This is a genomic window from Rubripirellula reticaptiva, from assembly GCF_007860175.1.
Taxonomy (GTDB): Bacteria; Planctomycetota; Planctomycetia; order Pirellulales; family Pirellulaceae; genus Rubripirellula; species Rubripirellula reticaptiva.
Genome location: NZ_SJPX01000005.1, coordinates 725,493 through 748,834, shown reverse-complemented (window position 1 = coordinate 748,834; position 23,342 = coordinate 725,493). Strand labels below are relative to the sequence as shown.

General features: G+C 54.7%; 15 protein-coding genes. 9 read left to right on the top strand and 6 right to left on the bottom strand.

All coding sequences use genetic code 11. From position 1 onward, the window contains the following. Positions 1-130: 130 nt before the first annotated feature. The 7 genes from Poly59_RS23900 (at position 131) to Poly59_RS23870 (ending at position 10,222) form a co-directional block, all read left to right on the top strand. Complete coding sequence (locus tag Poly59_RS23900; RefSeq protein WP_146536599.1) at positions 131-550, top strand: hypothetical protein; 420 nt, start codon at positions 131-133, stop codon at positions 548-550. A 422-nt stretch (positions 551-972) separates the two neighbouring features. Then, the gene (locus Poly59_RS23895; RefSeq protein WP_146536901.1) at positions 973-1,947 is read left to right on the top strand and encodes a multiheme c-type cytochrome; all 975 of its coding nucleotides are present in this window, start codon (positions 973-975) and stop codon (positions 1,945-1,947) included. A gap of 221 nt (positions 1,948-2,168) precedes the next feature. Beyond that, positions 2,169-3,131, top strand: a complete 963-nt coding sequence (locus Poly59_RS23890) for a hypothetical protein (RefSeq protein WP_246151894.1) — start codon at positions 2,169-2,171, stop codon at positions 3,129-3,131. Beyond that, positions 3,128-4,330, top strand: coding sequence for a tetratricopeptide repeat protein (locus Poly59_RS23885; RefSeq protein ID WP_146536598.1), 1,203 nt, complete (start codon positions 3,128-3,130; stop codon positions 4,328-4,330). Before Poly59_RS23890 ends, Poly59_RS23885 begins: the two co-directional genes overlap by 4 nt. Before the next feature lie 620 nt (positions 4,331-4,950). After that, on the top strand, positions 4,951-6,075 hold the full coding sequence (locus Poly59_RS23880) for an efflux RND transporter periplasmic adaptor subunit (RefSeq protein WP_146536597.1): 1,125 nt from the start codon (positions 4,951-4,953) through the stop codon (positions 6,073-6,075). Next, on the top strand, positions 6,072-7,178 hold the full coding sequence (locus Poly59_RS23875) for an efflux RND transporter periplasmic adaptor subunit (protein ID WP_146536596.1): 1,107 nt from the start codon (positions 6,072-6,074) through the stop codon (positions 7,176-7,178). The genes Poly59_RS23880 and Poly59_RS23875 overlap by 4 nt, the downstream gene beginning before the upstream one ends. After that, positions 7,175-10,222: an efflux RND transporter permease subunit gene (locus tag Poly59_RS23870; protein ID WP_146536595.1), complete on the top strand. Its 3,048-nt coding sequence runs from the start codon at positions 7,175-7,177 to the stop codon at positions 10,220-10,222. The genes Poly59_RS23875 and Poly59_RS23870 overlap by 4 nt, the downstream gene beginning before the upstream one ends. A 332-nt stretch (positions 10,223-10,554) precedes the next feature. Here the strand turns inward: Poly59_RS23870 and Poly59_RS23865 are convergent, their stop codons facing one another. Further along, entirely contained in the window at positions 10,555-12,027 is a 1,473-nt protein-coding gene (locus Poly59_RS23865; protein ID WP_146536594.1) for a glycoside hydrolase, read from the bottom strand. 133 nt (positions 12,028-12,160) lie between these two features. Beyond that, positions 12,161-12,607 (bottom strand): nuclear transport factor 2 family protein, encoded by a 447-nt coding sequence (locus Poly59_RS23860; protein ID WP_146536593.1) that lies wholly within the window; start codon positions 12,605-12,607, stop codon positions 12,161-12,163. 274 nt (positions 12,608-12,881) lie between these two features. Between Poly59_RS23860 and Poly59_RS23855 the strand changes: the two genes are divergently transcribed. Together Poly59_RS23855 and nadA are read left to right on the top strand one after the other, a co-directional pair. Beyond that, positions 12,882-14,642, top strand: a complete 1,761-nt coding sequence (locus tag Poly59_RS23855; protein ID WP_146536592.1) for a M48 family metallopeptidase — start codon at positions 12,882-12,884, stop codon at positions 14,640-14,642. Positions 14,643-14,792: 150 nt separating this feature from the next. Continuing rightward, on the top strand, positions 14,793-15,908 hold the full coding sequence (nadA, locus tag Poly59_RS23850) for a quinolinate synthase NadA (RefSeq protein WP_146536899.1): 1,116 nt from the start codon (positions 14,793-14,795) through the stop codon (positions 15,906-15,908). Between the two features lie 17 nt (positions 15,909-15,925). Here the strand turns inward: nadA and Poly59_RS23845 are convergent, their stop codons facing one another. The 4 genes from Poly59_RS23845 to Poly59_RS23830 form a co-directional block, all read right to left on the bottom strand. Beyond that, positions 15,926-18,091, bottom strand: coding sequence for a protein kinase domain-containing protein (locus Poly59_RS23845; RefSeq protein WP_146536591.1), 2,166 nt, complete (start codon positions 18,089-18,091; stop codon positions 15,926-15,928). Between the two features lie 82 nt (positions 18,092-18,173). Further along, on the bottom strand, positions 18,174-20,615 hold the full coding sequence (locus Poly59_RS23840) for an efflux RND transporter permease subunit (RefSeq protein ID WP_146536590.1): 2,442 nt from the start codon (positions 20,613-20,615) through the stop codon (positions 18,174-18,176). A 192-nt stretch (positions 20,616-20,807) separates the two neighbouring features. Next, positions 20,808-21,968, bottom strand: coding sequence for a trans-sulfuration enzyme family protein (locus Poly59_RS23835; RefSeq protein WP_146536589.1), 1,161 nt, complete (start codon positions 21,966-21,968; stop codon positions 20,808-20,810). 122 nt (positions 21,969-22,090) lie between these two features. Further along, the gene (locus tag Poly59_RS23830) at positions 22,091-23,338 is read right to left on the bottom strand and encodes a trans-sulfuration enzyme family protein (RefSeq protein WP_146536588.1); all 1,248 of its coding nucleotides are present in this window, start codon (positions 23,336-23,338) and stop codon (positions 22,091-22,093) included. Positions 23,339-23,342 lie beyond the last annotated feature (4 nt).

Sequence of the window (23,342 nt, the reverse complement as noted above, 5' to 3'; positions counted from 1 at the left end):
TGGCCTCGTGGCGAGTCTGTCCACATTAGGTAAGTCAAGGGTCTGCCGCGCGGTCATCAACCTTCGCAACGGATGTTTTCCGCTGCGTTCAATCTCTAGAAAATAACCAACAACTACTATCCAACAATCAATGAAAATCTTCATTTCGAAAATGTTGCCGACGGCAGCTTCAGTCTTGCTTCTGACGTTCATCACCGGCTGTGGTTCGCGGGATGGACTCTCGTCGACAAACGAACAAGACGCGTACGCGCGAGTTTCTGGACTTGGTGATTTGGCGTCGGACGAATCTCGTTTTAACGAAGCGTTCGTCGCTGGAAGCGTACCGAAGGATCGAGAGGCGTATGCGAAGTATGGCTACGACATCAGCGGAGTTGGGACCTTTGAAGGTGAGACGGCAATCATTCCCGTCACAATCACTGGTGGAGTCTTTGACTCAGAGAAGGGCGATCGCGAAGCAAGACGGCCTTCGAGTAGCAGTCATTCCACTCAGCGATGGACATTGCAACTGGTGGACGGCGATTGGAAGCTCAAAGACGCGCCACTGAGCTGATCGCAGGATGAGTTTTCGCTGCAGCGTCGATTCTTTTAACGTCTCGGGCTGCAGCATTCTATGTCTATTGTTTCTAGAGCGTCTCCCTGATGAACGGAAAGCCCTTCTTGGGTAGCTGTGTCGTGATCGTGATTGCATTCTTGAGTTGGAGAGCGGGGCGTTTGGATTTTGGAGCTCTGTCTTTGCATCGCAATGACTCAAATCATAGGTCGCAGTCTGTCACATCATTTGACACAGATGCGGATTTGAAATCAGGGGAACGCTCGGGAAAACACAATTTGCCGAGCTATAACGAAACGCATCTCCAGCAGTGGAACCAATTGATCAAGAATCAGTTTGCGGGCGATCAGGCGTGCGTCTCGTGCCATCAGTCGCAGTTTCAATCGCATCAGCGATCAGGGCATTCGCACACCCTCGCTCCGATGGCATCGACACCCCTTGCAAAAACACTAGCAAAACAAGCCAGCTACGATGATTCGCGACGTCAACAGCGGTTTCAATTCACTCTTCAAAATGATGACTTTCAAATCTCGACCGGCAACCGAGTCATCAACGTCAATTGGTTAATGGGGTCTGGGAAGCACGCACAGACGCCCATCGCAACGGATTCGGCTGGTCATCAGGGTGTCGAAATTCGTCTGTCCGCTTTTGGCAACCCGCAACAGCTTGAACTGACGCCGGACCACGATCGCTTTGATTTGTTTGATACATCGAGTGTGGAGTGCTTCGGTCGGCCGATGGATTCGTCGGATTTGCGTTCCTGTTTGGGGTGTCATTCGACGGTGATTCCGCCGTCTGCGTTGCCGTTGCATTCGGCTACGATGATTACCAACGTGGGTTGCGAACGATGTCATGGGCCTCGTCAATCACATGTTATCTCGGCACGAGAAGGGCGAGCGGCGGATGTCAAGCCGATGGTCGATTTCGAGACTGCTCAAGGGTACATGCAGGTCTGCAGTTCTTGCCATCGCGACGAGCGATCGGTTCGAGCGGATTCTCCCGAAAAAGATCATGTACGGTTTCAGCCCTACGGACTACAGCGAAGTCGTTGCTACCTGGAATCCGAAGGTGCGATGACGTGTTCATCGTGCCACGATCCGCATGACGCGACGTCGACAGATCGCCAAGCCTACATCGCCCGGTGTCAGAGTTGTCACTCAGCGACACGTTTGGCAACCTGCCCGTCGCCGCGTCGAGGTGACTGCATTGCGTGCCACATGCCCAAGGTGGAATGGACTGCCGGTATCGCATTTCACGATCACCATATTCAGATTCCTGCTGCCGCCGGCAAGTCTCTTGTCGAACGTTACAGCACTGACATCACGGGCAGAGCCAACAAGGACGGTGCAAACGAATACAGCGTCACCGAAATCGCTGCTTCACAGGTGCAGCCATGAGCCAAGCCTCTTTGCATCCACGACAGGCTGGGAAAGCCCAACTTACATCCGAAACGTTAGAACATACGCACGATCGGAATCCAACACTGTCTCGGTCGACGTCTCCATCAATGGCGGTTGAGACATCCGCCCGCAAAGATGGCTCAGGCCAAGTTTCGTATCGGAACTCGAGTAGAGGTTATTTATTTTCACCTCTGGTCGACTGTCTCTTCATTGCAAATGTGCTTTGGCCGCTTCTTTGGTTTGTCGATTGGGCGGGTGGATTGGAGGCGCATGAGGGTATCCTGTTTTGGCAAATCTTCTTTGTGACCGCGCCACATCGCTGGATTACGATCGCCGTGGTTTCGGTGGACCATCATCGATCGGATGATCGGCGATGGTTGTTTGCGTCATTGGCGGTTGTGATTTTGGCAGTCTGCTTGTGCATCCAGTTCGGTACTGGATCGCTGCTGTGCCTGGGCGTGGTCGATTACGCTTGGAACGCATGGCATTTTTCTTCTCAGCATCACGGTGTGTTCCGTATCTATCAACGCAACGGGCTTGTCCAAGAGTCAACTTGGAAAGGTAGGCTTCACAAGATTGCCTTTCGTGTATTTTTGCTCTATGTCATTGCGAGGGTTGCTGGACTGGGCTGGAACGACTTTGCGGAGCCCATCAACGAATCCCTCGCAACACACGTCGGCGCAAGCGGGCCTTTTGTAGTGGCGGATATTTTGTTGATGCTGATTCCGATTTACCTCGTTGCCTTGGAGTGGACGCGATGGGGGATTGGAAAGACGGCTAAGATCGCCAGCGTCGTTTATCTGACGAGTGTGATGGGGCTGTTCGCGTCAATGTTGTTGGCTGCCCATTTTCAAAGATCACAATCGGTTATCCAGTTGGCGGTTGCGTCCGCAATCTTTCACTCGGTCGAATACCTGTCGATCGTTACCTGGTCGGTCCGGAAGTCCGTAGCGTCGCCACAGAGCAACGTACTCAAACGACTTTCAGAGACTTGGTTTTTGTTTCTGTTCGTCTTTGTTGCTGTGATTGGCGTGGGCAACTACCTGCTGTCACAGGGCCTGTTTCAGTTCTGGGTGACTGTCAATCTAATTGTTGCGTTTTGGCATTACTGCTTCGATGGCATGATTTGGAAACGTCGTCCCAATTCCAGTAAAGGTTCACCAATCACGAGTGCCCCATGATTTCCAATCGTTCCGCTCTACGCTTCCCCTGGGGTGCAGAGTTTCGAGCAATTTCGGCTGCTTGCTTGGTCTGTGGTATTGGATATCTCGCACTGAAAAGTGATCGCGGCGATTTTGAAATTTTTGGGCGATTGGATGTGCTGGTGGTTTCCGTGTTTTCCGCGGTCCCGATTAGCGTTTTGATGGCCGATCAAATCGCAAGAAAGTCGAAGATCGTGCGATTTGGCTTAGTTGCTCTTCTCGCCCTAATTGTGGTTTCGCAAATTGGTGTCTGGCGTATCTTGCTTTATGAATTTGGAATGAGTGCTGTGGCTCTGTCCATTGTTCGCGGTGCGCTAGCGGTAATCACTATGACGCTGCCGTTGGCATGCTTGAACGTTTTCAAAACCCTAGTCGCAGGTGGTGATAGGATTGAAAAATCTTCGTTAGTGCCGGCGCTGTTCGTCGTGGTTGCTGTTTCAATTCCGGGCGTCTACGTTGATTCTGTTTCTAAAACGTTAGCCAGTCAGTTGCGGCAATCGTTGTCAAATGATCGCCCAACCGTAGCGTTGGGGCATGCAAGAAGACTTTCGCAATTGAGGCCGCAAACGCGAATTGACGGTTTGGCAATTGTTAGTTTACTCGACTCTCTAGATGATCGAATTGATCAGCTAAATGCGATTGTCAGACGCCCGATCTCGCCAACTGCGCCGACAGGGGCGATTGCGATGCGGGTTACATCGCTCGTGCAATTGGAGCTTTTTGACCAGGCTTTAGTTGGACTGAAACCATTGCTTTCTGGAGAACGATTCCATCCAGCCAGCTTGGACGTTTACGGTCTATGCTTCCAGCGACTTGGAGATCCGGAAAGTAGCTTGGTCGGATATCAAATGGCAATTCAATACTGGACTGCGCAGATTGAATCGAATCAAAAGCGACAAAGTCTCGCGAGTGCTTGGAAAGGTATTGCGTTCGCTGCACGCCAACTAGATCAACGTTCGATGGAAGAGCATGCCTACCAACAACTACTAAATGTCGCTCCCAACGCTTCCAATTGTCTGTTGATGGCCAAGTGTTACAAGCACCACCAGAAGATGGATTTGGCCGCCAAATATGCAAGTCAGGCATTTGAACTCGATCCAGCTTCGCGTTCAGAGCTTGATTCCATCACTTCCGAATTGGCTCGGGATCATTTTGGATGTCTGAGCGGCGTGCGCTGATGCCGCGGAGCGAGCGGCAACGCAAGTCGGCTGGGGCGAGCAATCTATTTTGCAAGGCATGGAATTGACTCAACTTAAGGAACCCATATCGTTGATGAAACTTAGGAGCGGAAAAAGCTCCATGAGGAATGGCCGAGTGAGATGCGTGATTGGTTGTTCGCTGCTCTGTATGGTTTCGGGGCCTCTGTTTGCCGGTGGTTGAGAGGCTGAAGACGATACGCTTGATGCGACGATTCAGGCAGCTGTTGTCGGAGACGCATCGTGAATTTGTGATCCGTCTTTCTTCCTTCGTACCGAATCGTCGCGAACCGGTTACACGCATGTGATCGCAACCAATCTCGAATAAAGAGTCAACCCGTCATGTCGCCTCCTGACTTTGCCTACGACGAAGTCAGGAGGCGCGAACTTGCTGCAATCTCAAACTCAAGCCCCTGGGTTTTCAGGAGAGAGACCCTCAAGAGTTTCAACAACGAATCGGGGATCCCCTTATCTGGTCGCCCTATCGACAGACTTGGTCGCTTTCGAGGAAACTACGGATTGGAATTCGGGATCGCCGTCGCGCCGTTCGTAGGCACCGTCGGGCCTGTCGATCGAGGGGACGACCAAGAAGGACGGGATTGATGAAACTCAAACGTCACGCGATAAACCGGTTGCTAGTGAGGTCTTGGTGCATCGTTGTTTTGTTGCTGCCTTGGACTGGTTGCCGCAAGCCGCCACGCCCGGCTGGTGATGATCGGTTGGCCGTGAAGGTGCAAATTGTTGAGAAAGTAGCACGCCCTCGTAGCAAGACACTTACGGGGGAGTTTCGGTCGCGCATTCAAAGCAATCTTTCCTTCCGAGTGGGTGGACGAATTGAAAGTCGCTCGGTGGATGTTGGCGATCGAGTGGCGACCGGCGATATCCTGGCGAGCCTCGATAAGTCGCAGCTTGTCTCGGATGTTGGTTCTGCTCGGGCGGCGCTAGAATCCGCAGAAGCGAGCAAGCAAAAAGCGATGTCGGAATCGGATCGCACCGAACGTCTTATCGAGTCCAACGCTGCCTCGAGAGCAGATTTCGACGATGCGAAAGCGGCTTTGTTGACAGCTGAGGGTTTGGTCGAGGTGCGACAAGCGGATTTGGAGGCGGCCGAGCGGCAATTGCAGTTCACTGATATCGTCGCGCAGTCGCCGGGAGTGATCATCGACCGCCAAGCCGAAGTGGGGCAGGTTGTCGGCGCGGCTCAGCCGGTTTTCACGGTCGCCGACGATGGGGATCGCGAAGCAGTCTTTGACGTCTTTCCGTCGCACATTCCCGAGCGGCCGATCGACGACGAGATCGCATTAACACTGTTGTCTGATCCTTCGGTCAAGACAGTCGGTATCATTCGCGAGATCGCACCATCGATCGATCGAACCACTGGCACGGTTCGAGTCAAAGTCGCCGTCCCCGATCCGCCGCCACAAATGCAACTAGGCGCTCCGGTGGTCGGTGAAGCAAAGTATCCCCCAATGGATGTTGTCGAGTTGCCGTGGACGGCGCTAATGCGAGAGGGCGACCAAACGAGCGTTTGGGTTGTCGATCCAGAGACGGAAGCTGTGGCCAGACGTGTCCTTGAAGTAGAAAGTTACGTCTCAGGTGTGCTGTTGGTGACGGGGGGATTGAAACCGGGTGAGATTGTCGTCGTCGCTGGTGCTCAGCTGTTGCGTCCCGGTCAAAAGGTAAAGCCGATCGCGACGAAAACTCTGTCGGCAGGTGAATCAACATGAAAGTACTCCATCAACCTTGGCGATCGCTTACGCTCGGTCTGTTGATTGCTTGTCTGGCAGGATGCAATCGCGAAGAAGAACCGCCAGCTGAGACTGTGCGTCCTGTCTTGTCGATCTTGGCAACTCCCGCTGCGGTACCGAATGACGGTTACAGCGGCATCATTGAGCCTCGTTACCAAACCGACGCTAGCTTCCGGTTGTTGGGCAGAATATTGACGCGCGATGTCGATGTCGGTGATACGGTTCAATCGGACCAGTTGATTGCGACGATCGATCCTGAGCTTCAGCAACTTGCGGTTCGCTCAGCCGAAGCCAGCCTGACAAATGCTCGGGTTCAACGTGCAAACGCCGAAGCTAAACTGGACCGCCAAGAAAAGTTAACGGAACGGAACGCGACATCTCAAAGCGACTTGGAAGCCGCAAGAAACAATGAAGAGGCTGCCGTTGCCGAAGTCACTCAGGCTGAAGCGAATCTCGCCAAGGCTAAAGAAGACCTAACGTACACTCGCTTGAAAAGCGATATCGACGGCGTCGTCATGTCGATCGATGCCGAACGAGACGAAACCGTGACCGCCGGTGAAACGGTTGCCACGATTGCCAATCCCGCGATCCGCGAAGCTGTCGTGGATATTGGCGAAGATGAGATTCGCATGATCCAGCCGGGTACCGATTTTCGTGTCCTGTTGCAGAAAAACGACGACGTCGAAATGATCGGCACTGTTCGCGAAATCGCACCGCAAGCCGACCAAAAGACGCGGACCCGACGCGTGCGAATTTCCCTGACCGATCCTCCCGAGGGCTTCCGGCTCGGTTCCACCATCCTGGCGCAGCCGATCACGATCACGAATACCGACATCCGCGTTCCGATCGATACCATCTTGGTCGAAGAGGGGCAATCATTTGTTTGGGTTGTCAATGAGAAATCTAGCACCGTAAGTCGCCGACCCGTCACCTTGTCACGTCGCGATGACAAGACGGCCGACCTTGCCGAAGGAATCGAAGTCGGCGATCGCGTTGTCACCGCCGGTGTTCACTCACTCCAAGAAGGACAACAAGTGCGTTGGAATACGGACATCATTTCGGGACCGGAGTTGAACGAATGAATGGTTTCAATCTGTCCGATTGGGCTTTGAAGCATCGATCGTTGGTGTGGTACCTGATGTTGGTATCCGCGATCATGGGAACGTTCTCGTACTTCAACTTGGGTCGCGAGGAAGATCCCTCGTTCACGATCAAGACGATGATCGTCAGCGCGGCGTGGCCCGGCGCGACGCTGGAGGAAACGATCAATCAAGTCACCGATCGGATCGAAAAGAAAGTCGAAGAGATTCCACAATTCGACTACGCGAAGAGTTTGAATCGCCCGGGTCAGACGACGATCTTCGTCAACCTGAAAGACTCCACGCCGGCCGAACAGGTGCCGCAAGCTTGGCTGCGAATCCGGAATTTGATTAGCGACATTCAAGGAGAGTTTCCGTCCGGTGTGGTTGGGCCGTTCTTCAACGATGACTTCGGTGATGTGTACGGCAACGTGTTCGCATTCACCTCCGATGGATTAACTCAACGTCAACTTCGCGATTACGTCGAATCCGCTCGCGCCGCCGTCATGACCGTTCCCAATGTCGGCAAAGTCGAATTGATCGGAGCACAAGATGAGGTCATCTACCTCGAATTCAGTACTCGCGAGCTAGCCTCGCTAGGACTTACCGAACAAACCGTCGTCGATGCGATTCGTTCGCAAAATGCGATCACCCCCTCCGGCGTGATCGAGAGTGAAGGAGAGCGAATCAGTCTTCGCGTCAGCGGTGAGTTCACGTCCGAAGAAGACTTGCGGTCGATCAACCTGCGAGTCAACGATCGTTTCTTTCGCTTGCGCGATGTCGCGACAATTCGTCGGACTTATGTCGACCCGCCCGAGTCTTTGTTTCGCTTCAACGGCGAGCCTGCGATCGGTTTGGCGATTGGGATGAAACCCAAAGCGAACCTTTTGGAGTTTGGTGAAGCGTTGCATGAAGAGATGGACCGGATTGAAGCGGACCTGCCCATCGGTGTCGGCATCCATTTGGTTTCAGACCAACCGATGATCGTCGAAGAAGCCGTCGGTGGCTTCACGAAGGCGTTGTTTGAGGCGGTCGCGATCGTGCTGATCGTCAGTTTCGTCAGTCTTGGTTTTCGAGCCGGTTTGGTCGTTTCGCTGACGATTCCGCTGGTGCTTGCGATCACGTTTGTGGCGATGGAATTGTTTGAGATTTCTTTGCAACGCATCTCGCTCGGCGCGCTCATCATCGCGTTGGGGTTACTGGTCGATGATGCGATGATCGCGGTCGAGATGATGGTCGCGCGATTGGAAGCAGGCGATCCACTCGAAAAGGCGGCAACGTACGTTTATACATCGACTGCGTTTCCGATGTTGACGGGAACCCTGGTTACTGTCGCCAGCTTCATTCCGGTCGGATTGAACGGCAGTGCCGCAGGCGAATTCACCTACACGCTGTTCGTCGTGATCGCGGTTTCGTTGTTGACCTCGTGGGTCGTGGCGGTTCTTTTCGCGCCGCTGATCGGCGTGACCTTGTTGCCTAAGAAGATGAAGCACACGCACGAAACGAAAGGCTGGTTCGCCAAGGGGTTTGGCCGATTGCTATTGGTTTCGATGCGTTGGAAATGGACGACGATCGCGATCACGCTTGCGATGTTTGCCGCATCGATTTACGGGATGAACTTTGTTCAACAACAATTCTTTCCTAGTTCGGACCGAGCCGAACTGATCGTGGATTGGACGCTTCGCCAAAATGCGTCAATCGAGCAGACGCGGCAAGAGATGGACCGGTTCGAAGAGTTGCTCGCCGGCGACGAGGATGTCGAGCACTGGTCCAGTTACGTCGGTCGCGGAGCGGTACGGTTTATGTTGTCGTTTGACGTTCAACCACCGTCACCGAATTTCGGTCAGATCGTCATTGTCACCAAAAGCATTGAGGCTCGAGAGCGTCTGCGGACGAAACTTGAAGACGTCTTGAAAGATGATTTTCTTGGCACTGATGCGTTCGTCCACTTGCTTGATATCGGTCCGCCGGTGGGACGTCCGGTGCAGTACCGTATTAGTGGTCCAGGAATCCAGAACGTCCGTGAACTCTCGTTGGATCTGGCATCGAAAATCGATGACAATTCGAGTATCCAAAGCTTGATCTTTGATTGGAACGAACCCGGTCGGGTAATCAAGGTCGACATTTTGCAGGACGAAGCAGCCCAGCTAGGCGTGACTTCGCAAACGATCGCTCAAACGCTCAACGGCATCGTTGGTGGTTTACGTTTTACGGAGATTCGCGACAGCATCTATTTGGTCAGCGCGATCGGCCGAGCGACCCAGAGCGAACGAGCCTCAATCGAAACGTTGCAAAACCTGCAAATTGCTGGCATCAACGGTAAGTCGGTGCCACTCGCTTCGCTCGCCAAGTTTCGTTACGAATTGGAACAGCCTGCCGTTTGGCGACGCAATCGCTTACCCACGATCACGATCAAGGCCAGCATCGCGAGCGACGTGCAACCGGCCACGGTCGTTAAGCAACTGGATGACACGCTCAAGGCATTTCAATCAAAACTGCCAGCCGGATACCACGTCGCCGTCGGCGGCGCCGTCGAAGAAAGTGCGAAGGGGCAAGGTCCGATCTTTGCCATTGTGCCGGTGATGTTGTTCGCGATGGCATCGATCTTGATGGTGCAAATGCAGAGTTTCAGTCGATTGTTCTTGGTCTTTTCGGTTGCACCGTTGGGTTTGATCGGCGTTGTTGCGGCATTGGTACCCAGTGGAGCGCCGTTGGGCTTTGTCGCGATTCTTGGCGTGCTGGCGTTGATCGGGATCTTGATCCGCAACGCGGTAATCTTAATCGTTCAAATCGAGACGCACCGCGACGAAGGGCAAGAGGCTTGGGATGCCGTCATCGACGCGACGGAGCATCGCATGCGGCCGATCATGCTAACCGCAGCCGCGGCGAGTTTGGCGTTGATCCCAATTGCATCTGAAATCTTCTGGGGACCGATGGCTTTCGCAATGATGGGCGGCATCATCGTCGGCACCGTTTTAACGCTGCTGTTTTTACCAGCGTTATATGTCGCTTGGTTCCGTATCAAAGAACCAAAATTAAACAATTAGCAGCCTCGGAATTGATATTCCCAAACTCGCACTTTTGCGATGGCTATCGAAGCGGGCATTGAACTGGTGCGCAGAGTTCTCCCCTTACGCAACTTATTTGCGGTGTCGGCTTTCTGTCGTGAATCGCGACAACCTGATCGGCTGCAAGACATAGGTGGGGCACCGAATGGTCAGCGGATAATTTGCACGGAGAGGGTGACTGGCACTCGAGCGTTGGGGTTTTACTATTTGGACGGCAAATGCAACAACGTCAGAGTCCGATTCTTCAAGCCAGGTGCACGATGGTTTTACCGGGACAGCGCTGCGTTTGGTCCGGCCAAGTTTGGCCGGCGTTATTTCAAGGCCAATGGTGTGACGATATAGGTGACCAGTTCTCTGGCTTTGAGAGAATCTGAGATTCCTTTGGCGGGAAGTTGCTGGGCAGGGTACGGCTTTTCGGTGTCCTTGGAAGACGTCCGGATCATCTCCACTTTGGCATTGGCGAAAGTGTCGCCTGCGATGCGGACGGTGATTGAGCTCGGCCGATCTTGGACGTTAGCAACATGCAGGACGAGGCGTCCGGGACTGTTTTTGTCGCTGGCTTTTACAAAAGCACATGCCTTCACTCCGGGTGTCGAGGTCCCGGTGCTATCGGGGCCTTGCAGGTCGGTTTCCACGACTCGCATTCCTGGATCCAGTGCGTTGCACCATTGGCGGAAGCCGTGGTAGATCTTGGTCTTGTGGTACGACTTTCCCCATTCGATGTGCGTCAGCGCTTCGCCACCTTCTCGCGGTGGATAGGCCCAGTCATAGGCCATCCACACATTCACGCCATCATTGAACGCTTCTGTCATGGCAAGCCAGAACTCATTGGCTGACTTGATCAAATCGTCAGACTGATCAACGCCGTTGACGCACCACTCTGTGCACCAAAGCGGGCGGTTGCCGGCTACGTCTCGTAACGTTTTCCAGCGATGACCGCGACGGTCGTAATCGTGTGCGCCGACGACGGCGACTTGGTCGTCTGCACCACTTGTGATCATTTCGGGCCAGTACTTGGTCGCGGTGTCGACAGCGCTTAGCAAGTTCGCGGCGACAAGTTCGGGGCGACGAATCTCTGGGAACCGCCTGGCCATTTCATCAAGATATTCGGCGATTTCTTTGAAAAGTTGAGCGTGCTGCTGCGGGTCGAGATAGTAACTCGGCTGAGTGTGTTTCCAATCCGATTCGTTGCAGATGCTCAGGTAGTCGACGGGGTGTCCGTTTTGCTGCATGTGGCGAAGATAGGCCCAGATGTACTCGCCCATTTCCAGCGAGTGACCGGGTTTGAGTGTCCCCATGACTTCCCCGCCTCCGCTTTCGTCACCATTGGTTTTCATCCAGGCGGGAGGGGTATAGAGCGTCGCAAACAACTTCATGTCGGGGCGGCGAGATTTAGCAGCCGAACACACTTCAAGCACCGGTTCATTGATCTCGAACGCGTCTGTGGAAAACTCAGCTAAATAGGGATCTTGGTTGTCGTTGGTCGGTTCGTAGTTGGGGCGGATCATCACGTGCAGAAATTGAGTCTTCAAGTCCGAGAAAATCTCGTCGTAATATCGCTCTTGAAGATCGTGCTTGTCACGTTTTGCGAAACTGGTGATGTGTCCGGTGTAGAAGATCGTACCGCACCCCATGCCGTCAAAGACTTGATGTTTGCGTGACGGGGTTACGGTTATGACGGTGCGAGTTCGCTCTGGGGTCTGCGGCGGTTGGGCCGGCGATGCTGAGGAAAAAAGTAGAACGGACAAGGTAAGAAAAACGCAGGTCGCTATGGCACGAAACATCGCAGGCCTCTGGTAGAAGAAAAGAGGAAAGCGGACATCATAGGTGCTTCGCTTGTTTTGATAAGCATGCCAGTCACGTACGGGAGCAACAAAGGTTTGGGGATAGCAAATGTGTTAGGCAACTTTGTTTCGACTAGCCGAGTTCGTCTCGCAATTTCTCGACGTCCAAAATGCCGAGCTTCGCATACATGCTTGTGTAGTCCACGACATTGTGGCACTGGAAGACAAGATCGTCTTTCAGGCGTCCGTGAACGCCTACCTCGATCACGATGTCCATGCCGGTATCGCGATGGATACCCTGCAATTCCATCACCAGCGAGAACGATTCCTCGCGGATTAGCATGAAGTTCACTTCGGCGTGGCAATGATCCACACGCGCATGCAAGGATTGGTACGCCGCCTGAACTTGGTCCACGCCTTCCAAAACAACAGGTGCCATGCCGGTGATCACGCACTCAGGATGAAAGTAGTCAGCGACACTGACCGAGGTGCGGGATTCCCAGCCGTTCTTGATCCATGTGAATAGGAAAGCTCGATAGATCAACTCTCTTGGACTCAATGGTTCTTCGTCCGGCTGCATTGGTTCTCTCTCTCTAGGCCGGGAAGTTGCTGGAATACGCAGTCGTTGGTCGGCAGTCTAATCGATTGCTGGGCTTTGCCTAAGCGAAGACGGTAAAAACGCTCATTACGCATTCCAGCTAGTCATAGAAAGTTGAACGTCGGAATCGTCGCTCGAGTCAGGGTGCCCCTTGGTTCCACGACGGTAAGTTGGTGTAGGAAATTTGTGGGCCCGAAGTTGCCAACGCCGCTGCGCTGGTCGGATATAGTAAAACGCAGCTTTCCACGGAACCAACATGTTGACGAGTGGGTCTTTGATGGGTGACACGTTTCAAATCGCTTGCACTGCCTGTAAGCAGCGACTGAAAATTCGCCAGACGGCGCGCGGGAAAATTGTAGCGTGCCCGAAGTGCGACGCGAAGTTGCGGATTCCCCAAGCAAGTCTGCAGCCGCAACCCACTCAGCCGACCCAGCCATCGCGTAATTCGCCACTAGCGGATCCTGCGAACCAGCAACAGCAACGAATATCTGCTTCGCCTGTCACGTTATCGGACGCAGTTGGTGAAAGTATTCGCGATGGTCAAGAGTTGCCGGTTGCGAAAATGATTAACGCATCTTCGAAACCGCATCCTGAATCGCCGCAGACGTCGGACAATTTGTTCGGCGTTGAGATCCCGGCGATGACCGCGGCCCCGTTTGTGCCGTCGCCTAGGGAACGCCGATTGGCTGGCCTAAAGACGTCGGCACATCCGGTGCGTCAACAGCCTCGAGTCGATCTTGCCAAAGCAATCAAGTCACAGCTGTCGGGGAAAATCCCCAGGCAAAGTGTTGGGCTTGGGTATCGCATCGGTCTGTCGATCAACGCAGTCTTCATGATGATGTTGCCGATGGCCTATGTCGGACTAATCTTCGCCAGCATCTACGGTATGTATGTTTACACGTTTGATTGGTTGCCGACGCTGTTCCAGCGAATGCCTCGCGGGCGCGTTGCGATCTTTGCTGTCGCAATTTACATCGCACCGATTGTGGCGGGCGTGACGGTGATTATTTTCATGATCAAGCCGCTGCTCATGACTGTAATCAAAGGCGGCGATGTGCGAAGCCGTTCGATCAACCGCGAAGGCGAGCCGTTGCTGTTCGAACTGGTCGATCATATCTGTGATGTCACCGGTGCGCCGAAGCCGTCACGCATTGATGTCGACAGCGACGTCAACGCATCGGCCTCGTACGGCCGAGGTTTGCGAAGTTTGTTTTCGAACGACTTAGTGCTTACGATCGGCGTACCTTTGGTGGCCAGTTTGAATACCCGAGAATTCGCCGGCGTCCTTGCACACGAATTTGGACACTTTTCGCAGGGTGCCGGGATGCGGGCAAGCTATCTGATTCGTTCGATCAACGGCTGGTTTTCGCGAGTTGTCTATCAGCGTGACGGGATCGACGAGACGCTCGACGACGCCATCGAAGACAGCGAAAGCGTGTTGGGCCTAGTTTGGCTCATCGCTCGCGTTGGCGTATCGATCGTGCGTGGCGTGATGTGGGTGTTCATGATGGTGGCGCACATGGGCAGTTGTTTCTTGCTGCGTCAAATGGAGTTTGATGCGGATCGATACGAGACTTTTGTCAGTGGCAGCGAAACGTTTGCGTCGACGACACGTTCTATGCGAACGCTTGGCCATGCCCAACACGCGGCGATGATCGGTTTGAGTGGGTTGATCAATAAAGCGGTGATGATTGACGATATTCCGAAAATGATTCAAATGCTTGAACGTCAGATTCCGCAATCTTCGCGAGCGAAGATCCTGGCCGACATCGACGAGGAGCGGACCGGACTGCTAGATTCGCATCCCAGCGATGCTTCGCGCATTGCTGCGGCGGCGAAGTGCGAGGCGCCGGGGATTTGGACAGTCGAACGCCCGGCTCGCGAGTTGTTTCGCCACTACGACCGTTTGTGTCAAAACGTGACGCAAGACTTTTATCGAAACCAGATTGGCCGATTGATCAACCCCGACGAACTGCAGCCTGTTGAAAAGCACCTGGCCGGATTCGCGGGCGGTTAGATCGCAATTGCGACACTCGTGTCACCAAAATTGGGGCGGTCGCGGGGGTTGTACACTGCTGGCTATAATTCCGACTGACGCTTTTTGCTCGATCGAAGGAATACGACGTTGACCACCGACAACCTAGTCACGCTGAACAAGAACCCCGCCATGGTGCATGAGCTTGCACCTTATAAAACGCTGAGTTCGGACGAGCTGAATGCTCGGATTTCGGCGGTTCGCGAAAGTCTTGGTGATTCGTTGTTGATCCTTGGGCATCACTATCAACAGGACGAAGTGGTTGCGCAGACGGACCTTCGCGGCGATTCCTACAAGCTTTCAGAAATGGCTGCGGCGAGTAAGGCCTGCCGTACGATCGTGTTCTGTGGCGTGCACTTCATGGCCGAAACCGCTGACATTCTGGCCAACCGGCCCGAGAAGGTTGCTGAACGCGACGGATCGAAAGTGACGGTGATCCTGCCCGATATGGCAGCCGGTTGCTCGATGGCCGACATGGCTGGGATCGCGCAGGTCGAAGCGGCTTGGGCGGACATGTCGGAAATCATCGACACCGAGAAAGTCATTCCGGTGACTTACATCAACAGTGCCGCTAGCCTGAAAGCGTTCTGTGGCCGTCATGGCGGCATCGTTTGCACCAGCAGCAACGCGGCGGCGGTTTTGGATTGGGCGTTTGAACGCGGCGAGCGAGTCTTCTTCTTTCCCGATCAACACCTCGGCCGCAACACGGCGCTGAAGATGGATATTACCGAAGAGCAAATGCCGGTGTGGGATCCGTACGCCCTTGAAATGGGCGGCAACTCGGACGAGCAGATTCAGAACAGCAAAGTGATTTTGTGGAAGGGTCACTGCAGCGTTCACCAAATGTTCCGCGCCGAACATGTCCACGGATTTCGCAAGCAGCACCCGGGCATCCAAATTTTGGTACACCCCGAATGCCCACGCGAGGTCAACGACTTGGCCGACGTTTCAGGCAGCACCGGCAAAATCATCGAGACTGTTCGCAGTGCACCGGCCGGGACTAAGTGGGCGATCGGCACGGAACTGCACTTGGTAAACCGTTTGAAGGCAGAGCACCCTGAACAGGAAATTCACTTCCTAAGCCCAGTGCTTTGCATGTGCGCGACGATGTATCGAATCGACTTGCCGCACTTGTGTTGGACGCTCGAAAACTTGCGTGATGGAGCGATCGTCAACGAGATTAAGGTCGATGACGAAACGACCAAGTGGAGTCTGATCGCGCTGGAACGAATGTTGGCAGTGAAGTAAGGATCGGAATCACGCGATCAATCGCGTTCAACGCTTCGTTGCGGTCGCTCGAGTACGACACCGTAGACTTCGACCGTTTTTCCGTCGTCGTCCAAGATCGGTTGTCCCCGAACGACGACGTATCGAAATTCGCCGCCCATCGATTTCTGGCGTACGGATAACTCGTATGCCGCGCCCGAATCGATCGCCATATCAAGCGCCATTCGTAGCCGCCCGCGGTCTTCCGGGTGAATCATTTCGAAGTATTCGGCTTGCGTTGGCGTGCCTTCTTCTCGCGACCGTCCGGCGAGTTCAAACGCTTCGGTATTCCACGTTACTTTTCCGGTGATGACGTCGTACGACCATGTCGCCAGCCCTGCCATCCCTTGCAAGTCGCGCAGTCTGGCTCGGCTTCGTTTGAGTTCATTTTCGGCGATTTTTCGCAGCGAAATATCACGTAGCGTCGACAGCAACATCTGCTCGCCCTCGACCTCCAACACCCGTGCACCAAACAAGACGTCGATGATTCGGCCATCGGTATGATAAAACTGGGCCTCGAAATCATCAACGCTGCCGTGCTGTTTGACTCGGTCAATCATCAACGTTCGTCGCTTGGGGCAGACCCAAAGATTCAGTTCCCCGATGGAGACACCAACCACTTGGTCGGCCTTGTACCCGAGCAAGCGTCCGAACGCCAAGTTTGCTTCGACGATCTTTCCCGTCGACATCTGGACCAACAGACCCGCGTCGGGTGACTGGGTGAATAGCGCCGAGTAACGCGACACGGCTTGCTGGCTGGCGTCGCGTCGCATGCGGTGAAACTTCACCATCAGTGCTTCGTCGGATTCTGATTCGCCAGCGGCTTCGTAGATATTGGTGGCCAAGTCAAAATCGCCACGCTCGGTTGCGATCCGAGCAAATTCAAGTTGCAGTCGCTTTCGGACTTCGTGTGCCCTTGGGTTTTCTGGCCAAGTTTCGATTGCTTCACCGAGCAGTGCGTCGGCGATTCCGTAGTCCTTGTAGGGATCGATGACATCAACTGCATTCTTGGGCTGCGCGACTTGACGGACGGCGCGTCGCACCAATCGAACACTCTGTTCGTGTTGGCGTTGATCTTTGATTGCTGCTACGAACGCATCGACGTCGGGATACCGATCGGATTGTTTGGTGGCCATGGCGGTCATCGCGATGTCCATCAACTCGCCTTCGACCTCGGTCGTTTCGATCACATTGCTGGCGGCTGCTCGCAGGCATTCCAACAACGTTTCGCCATAGTGTGGCGGACGCCCTGTTTGAATTTGAAAAAGGATCGCGCCCAACAAATACACGTCAGTTTGGAAATTGATTTCGCCTGCGGATGCCGATGCCAGTTCGGGCGCCATGTAGGCTGGCGTGCCGCCGATCGACGAATTTGCAACCAATGCCTGGTCGCTTGATCCGTACTTGATCGCCAATCCCCAGTCGGCCAACAGGACTTCGCCGAACCGACCCAGCATCACGTTTTCGGGTTTGATGTCGCGGTGGATCAAACCACGCGAATGGGCATATCGGATCCCGTCGGCAACACGCAGCAACGTGTCCATGTTTTGTTCATGCGATAGATCCGCAATCTGCTTGTCCCAGCTTGTTCCGTCGATGCACTTCATCGAATAGAAAAGCCCACCCGATGCATCCGAGTAGACTTCGTGAAGGGCGATGATGTTGGGGTGGTCCAGTCCGCCAATGACGCGAGCTTCGGCTAGAAAGCGTTCGCGTGATGCAGCCTTGCTCGATAGTTCCTCGTGCAGCATCTTGACCGCGACTTCGCGATCCACCGCTCGTTGGTGAGCCTGGAATACGACGGCTGTTCCACCGGCACCTAGTTTGCCGATAATGCGATAGTCGGTGTTTTCGGTGCTTGGTGTTCCGATGTTCGCGATCACGCGTTTGGGAATGAATCCCAGGTCGACTGGCGGTGCCGTATCAAGCGTTTGATCGATTGAAACGTCGATCGTTTCGTGCTGGAAATTTTTGCCAGAAGTACTCGTCCAATCGGGATGCGAAAGATCGTTCAGATTGGTCGTGGATAGCTCAATTGTTTTTTCGTCAAACGGCATCGCGCTGAGCTGTTTCCGCAGAGACGCGCTGCCCAAGATCGAAGCCAACAACCCGCTGTGGCCAAAATCGTTGGCGCCAGGTTTCGGATCGGACGGTTGCAAAACCATGGCAAACGAGGTCGGGTCGTGAGGATTGAACGAAAAAATGGGTCGCAGGCGACGCCGAAATATACCTTACGGTCAAACGATATTATCGGATTTTTTCCCGATGCGTTGGCACTCGGCGGAAATCATCGGGGGAAGATTCCGGCAAAGGACCGTCCGCATAAACACTGGCCGTTGGGTCCGCGCCAATCGTATGAGCCAACCATCGGCCCAGCACACTTGCCAACATCGCTGGCAACAAGAACACGACCCCCAGCAGTGCTGTGGTCAGCAGCCCGAACATCAGCAATGCGAAATTGCTTGTCGGTACGAAATCGCTAAACCAGTACGCCATCAATGAAGTGCCGCACACCAAGGTCGTTTGGAACATTGCCCAGCCGCATTGAGATAACGCACCCAACGACGCACGGATCTGGCCAATCCCTCGTGCTCTGCGCGAACCGTAGCGGCTTAACAGGTGCACCGTGTCGTCGACCGCGATGCCAAGCGCAACACTTGCCGACATCACCGATCCGATGTCTAGCGGCAACCGGATCAATCCCATCACACCGAACAGCGCAATTGTAGGGAACAGGTTCGGCACCATCGCCAGCAGCCCCCCGATGAAGCTTCGCAACATCGCCATCATCACGACGGCGATCACCGCGAACGCCGCCATGAAGCTCTTGAACAAGTCTCGCAGCAAGATCTCTTGCGACTTTTGGACAATCACAATGCTGCCGGTAAGCGTCACTTTGGTTGGCGCGGTTGCCGGATCGGATTCGGCTAGTTTGTTAGCGACCGCAGACTCGATCCGCTCGATCTGTTGACTCAAATCGTCCTTGTCCGTTTGCGGCATCCGGATGCTGATTCGCCAAATTTCGCGGTCGCCATCGCGAGCGATGAATCCCAATTTACCCAGCGATGAATCAGGATCGCGGATCAGTTTGCGAACGACGCTGCGCTGTGCCGTGGCGGAAAGGCTGCGACGACCGGAGACCTGCGGCACGAACGTCATTGCCGACAAGGCACCGCCGACAATGTCCAAATCCAGCACCGCCGAATGGGCTCTAGCCACAGCACCCAACCGGGCAAGCGGGTCGTCATCATCGGTCATCAGCGGAAACGTCAGCAGCAACTCGCCGTTGACCGTGGGGCCGATGTGTTGTTCGACCCAATTGTATTGTTTGCGAATGTCGCTGTCGGGTAGGAACATTCGTGGCACGTTCACGCTGCTCTCTAGCCGCCCCAATCCCATCGACAACGTCGCCGCCACCAACATGAAGCAGATAATGATAGGCCACGGACGGGCCAGTCGGCGTCGCATCCAGTTTGACGCTGCGACGCGGATCGGGCTGCGATCGTCTGGGTTCTGGTCGACCTTTGATAGCCGTGGCTTGGTCAAAACCATCGCGCCAGGCAACACCAGAATCAACAATCCCAACGTCAACGTCACGCCGAGCGACGCGACTCCGCCGAAGACTCGAACCGGTTCCAAGCGAACCAGCAACAATGAACTGAGTCCCACCACGGTCGTGCCGGTTGCCAACGCGCACGGCATCACGCCTGCCTTCATCGCCCGCCGCGCGGCATCGGATCGCGATACGCCAGGAAACTCGTGAACGATGTCCAGGTAATAGTTGCTAAGGTGGATGCCGGCTGAAACCGTCAACACGAACACGAGCGGCGGCAACACGATCAGAATCGCATTCATCGGCGTGCCGGTGTAGTAGACCGCCGCTAACACGAGTCCCTCGCCAATCACCGCCACGACCACGATCGCGGTGGTTAGCGGAATCGATCGCAAGCATAGTAAACATAAAATGGCGGCGATCACGGCCGATGGTGGCGAGAATCGCTGGATCGATCGGATGCTTTCGGCGTCAACGACCGCGCCTTCGAAGGGACTGCCAACGACTGCAATTTGATCGGCCGTAGAATCGACCAAGTCCGCCACCATTTCTCGAATCGCGGGAATCAAAAAGCGGCGTTTCGCTAGACCTTCCTCGGCGATCGACACAACCAATGCCGTTTGCGCCCCGTCTGGCCCGACTAGGGTTCCCTGCAAACGCGAAATTGCGGACTCGCGTTTCAAGCTGGTCGCTTCGATCAGCGCGTTCAACGTTTCGGTACCGCTGTGCGCCCAGTGCAACGGAGTATCGGTGCCACAGACGTCGCGAACGTTGTTGATCCATTCGACGGATTTTGGTGGCAACGCGGCCAACGCGTCGGCGTCTGTTTCGGCGTCAAAGGTTTCTTCGCACAGCGGTTTCAGGATCGCGGCAGCCGTGTCCAGCGAAGGTGAATCCAAATCGGACTCTTCCCATCCAACCATCACGACTTCGGCGACCGAGAAGTGAGCCAGGAAGTCGTTGAATTCGGCCTTCTCGGTCAACGAATCCGGAACCCAATCGGCTGGCCGGTTGAACAGTGATTCGATCGCAGCGTGAGAATGCAAGATGGCGGGGATCGCCAGCAACAGCAGCACGCCGGCGCCGAACTTCAGTTGACGAAGGTATCGCTTGCCGAGCGGATCTTCGTCAGTCATGGATTTCCCTAAGGTAGAAAGTAGTAATCATTCACCACCGTATTGGCATTCACAAGCTCAAAATCACCCTCCCGCTTGCGGGAGGGTCGGACGCCGTAGCGGCCGGGGAGGGTAGCATGGAAACCCTCTCCTCGCTCAGCCTCGACTCTCCCGGAGGGAGAGCAAAATCCCGACTTGTTTTTCGCTCATTTGTTAGGGCATCGCCAACGCGATCGCGCCTGCCAAATCGTCTTTCAGATCTTCAAATGATTCCAAGCCAACTGATAATCTTATCAAACCATCGGTAATTCCGAAGCGGGCTCGATCGGCGGCGTCATAGCTGGCGTGTGACATCGTCGCCGGTTGCTCGATCAGCGACTCGACGGCCCCTAAAGAGACCGCTAAGTGAAATAGTTGGGTTGATTCGCAAACTTTCGCTGTTTGCTGGATCGATCCGTCGAGTTCAAACGTCACCATCGCACCGAATCCGCCGTCGAGCGTCTGGACGGCCAATTCGTGCTGGGGGTGCGACGCCAAACCGGGATACAGCACGGACCGAATGTTCGGGTGTGCTTCCAGCCACGTCGCCAACTTCAGTGCCGTCGCCGATTGTTCGCGAACGCGCAGGTCCAACGTCTTCAATCCGCGTGCTACCAAGTGACAGCTCAGCGGATCCAGCACCGCGCCGGTCGCGTTTTGGATGAAGTACAGTTGGTCGTGAAGTACTTTGGTCGCCGATGCAAGCGTTCCGCCCAAGCAATCGCTGTGTCCACCCAGGTACTTGGTCGCCGAGTGCATGACGATGTCGACGCCGTGTTCGATCGGCCGCAGCAGAGCGGGGGTGCCAAACGTATTGTCGACGCCGAAGATCACACCGTTGGCGCGAGCAATCTTGGCGATGCCCTTCATGTCGGCGATCGTCATCCGCGGGTTGCCAATCGTTTCGCCCCAAATCAATTTTGTCTTGTCAGTGATCGCCGCTTCGATCGCGGGCAAGTTGGTCATGTCGACGAGCGAAACCGTGATGCCGCTGCGATTACAAATTTTGTGCAGCAACCGATACGCGCCGCCGTAAATGTCGGAACCAGCCACGACATGATCACCGGCGGACAATAACATCGTGACACAGTGAATCGCAGCCATGCCGGACGAGAATGCCAAAGCACCAGCGGCTCCGTCGAGCGACGCGAGTGTGGTTTGCAGGTGAGTCCGGGTCGGGTTGCCACTGCGTGAGTAGTCAAACTCGCCCCACTCGCCCGCGCCGGGTTGCTTGAAGGTGCTGGCTAAGTGGATTGGCGGCACGACTGCGCCGGTTGCTGGATCGATCGCATTGCCGACATGGATCGCACGAGTGCGGAAGGAATGTTTGGACAAGACTTGTCCCGTTTAGAGGCTGAGTTTTGAAAAGAAACCGTAGCGTGGCTACGGGTGATGGGACCGCTAGTGAACAGCATCAAGAGAGCGGATTGAGCCAACGGAAAGCAAAATCTCGAGACCTATGCCTCGAGTGCTTGCTTCAAGTCTGCGATCAAATCGTCGGTGTTTTCGATGCCGCAAGAGAATCGGATCATGTTGTCATCGATGCCAAACTGCTTTCGCTCTTCGGGCGAGCAATGGTAGTAGCTCATCACTAACGGTTGCTCGATCAACGACTCGACGCCGCCGAGACTCGGTGCGATGCGAGCGATCTGGGCCGCGTCGACGACTCGCGAGGTTTCTTTCCAGTCAGCATCTTTCACCGTGAAAGTGATCAAGCCACCGAAACCTCGCATCTGCGCTGCAGCAATTTCGTGCGACGGATGTGACTTCAGGCCGGGGTAATAAACACGGCCGACTCGGGGATGAGCTTCTAAGAATTCAGCGATCGCTAAACCATTCTTGTTGTGACGTTCCATTCTCAGCTCGAACGTCTTCAAACCTCGCTCAAGCAAGTACAGGTTGTGTCCCGAATTGACACTTCCTAGCACTCCGCGAAGCTTGCGAACCGGATCCAGCAATTCACGGCTGCCCGCAATCGATCCGGCTAGCAAGTCATTGTGACCGCCTAAGTACTTCGTCGCCGAATGCCAAACGTAGTCCACGCCGTAATCGATTGGGCGCAAATTATAGGGCGTTGCCAATGTCGCATCGATCAACGTTTCAACTTCGTTGGCTTTGCCGATGGCGACAAACTTTTCCAAGTCGACCGACGTCAAGTGCGGGTTGGTGGGCGACTCGCTGACGATCAACTTGGTGCGATCGTTGATCGAGGCTTCCATCGCGGCAAAGTCGCCCGTTGGAACTTGATGCGTGACGACACCGAACCGAGCCAAATGCTTGGAACAGAATTCACGGCTGCGGTGATAACACTGGTCAAAGAAAACGATTTCGTCGCCGCTTTGCAGCTTCGTCATCAACAGTCCGACGATCGCCGCCATTCCGGACGAATACAGGATGGCATCTTCGGCGCCATCGAGAGCGGCCAGTTTGGCTTCGACGCTCTTTTCGTTCGGGCTGCCGTAGCGACCGTACTCTTCACGTTGCTCTTCGCCTTCGACGAATCGCAACAGGTCAGCGGTCGACGCAAACGTGTAGGTCGAGGCTGTGAAGATGGGCTGGGTTATCGCGCCCTCGGGCTTTTGGCGTTGTTCGCCGCTGTGGACGCACTGTGTCGACAAGCCGAGGTGGGAAAATGTAGGACGCGAAGCGTCAGAAGGGCGGCTCGTTTGGTCCGCATCACGATCAATCGTCATGTTCGTTGTCATGGCT

Bases quoted from the DNA above. Each gene is read 5' to 3' on its own strand.
- Poly59_RS23900 (WP_146536599.1), top strand. From the start codon at position 131: ATGAAAATCTTCATTTCGAAAATGTTGCCGACGGCAGCTTCAGTCTTG.
- Poly59_RS23895 (WP_146536901.1), top strand. From the start codon at position 973: ATGGCATCGACACCCCTTGCAAAAACACTAGCAAAACAAGCCAGCTAC.
- Poly59_RS23885 (WP_146536598.1), top strand. From the start codon at position 3,128: ATGATTTCCAATCGTTCCGCTCTACGCTTCCCCTGGGGTGCAGAGTTT.
- Poly59_RS23880 (WP_146536597.1), top strand. From the start codon at position 4,951: ATGAAACTCAAACGTCACGCGATAAACCGGTTGCTAGTGAGGTCTTGG.
- Poly59_RS23875 (WP_146536596.1), top strand. From the start codon at position 6,072: ATGAAAGTACTCCATCAACCTTGGCGATCGCTTACGCTCGGTCTGTTG.
- Poly59_RS23870 (WP_146536595.1), top strand. From the start codon at position 7,175: ATGAATGGTTTCAATCTGTCCGATTGGGCTTTGAAGCATCGATCGTTG.
- Poly59_RS23865 (WP_146536594.1), bottom strand. From the start codon at position 12,027: ATGTTTCGTGCCATAGCGACCTGCGTTTTTCTTACCTTGTCCGTTCTA.
- Poly59_RS23860 (WP_146536593.1), bottom strand. From the start codon at position 12,607: ATGCAGCCGGACGAAGAACCATTGAGTCCAAGAGAGTTGATCTATCGA.
- Poly59_RS23855 (WP_146536592.1), top strand. From the start codon at position 12,882: ATGTTGACGAGTGGGTCTTTGATGGGTGACACGTTTCAAATCGCTTGC.
- nadA (WP_146536899.1), top strand. From the start codon at position 14,793: ATGGTGCATGAGCTTGCACCTTATAAAACGCTGAGTTCGGACGAGCTG.
- Poly59_RS23845 (WP_146536591.1), bottom strand. From the start codon at position 18,091: ATGGTTTTGCAACCGTCCGATCCGAAACCTGGCGCCAACGATTTTGGC.
- Poly59_RS23840 (WP_146536590.1), bottom strand. From the start codon at position 20,615: ATGACTGACGAAGATCCGCTCGGCAAGCGATACCTTCGTCAACTGAAG.
- Poly59_RS23830 (WP_146536588.1), bottom strand. From the start codon at position 23,338: ATGACAACGAACATGACGATTGATCGTGATGCGGACCAAACGAGCCGC.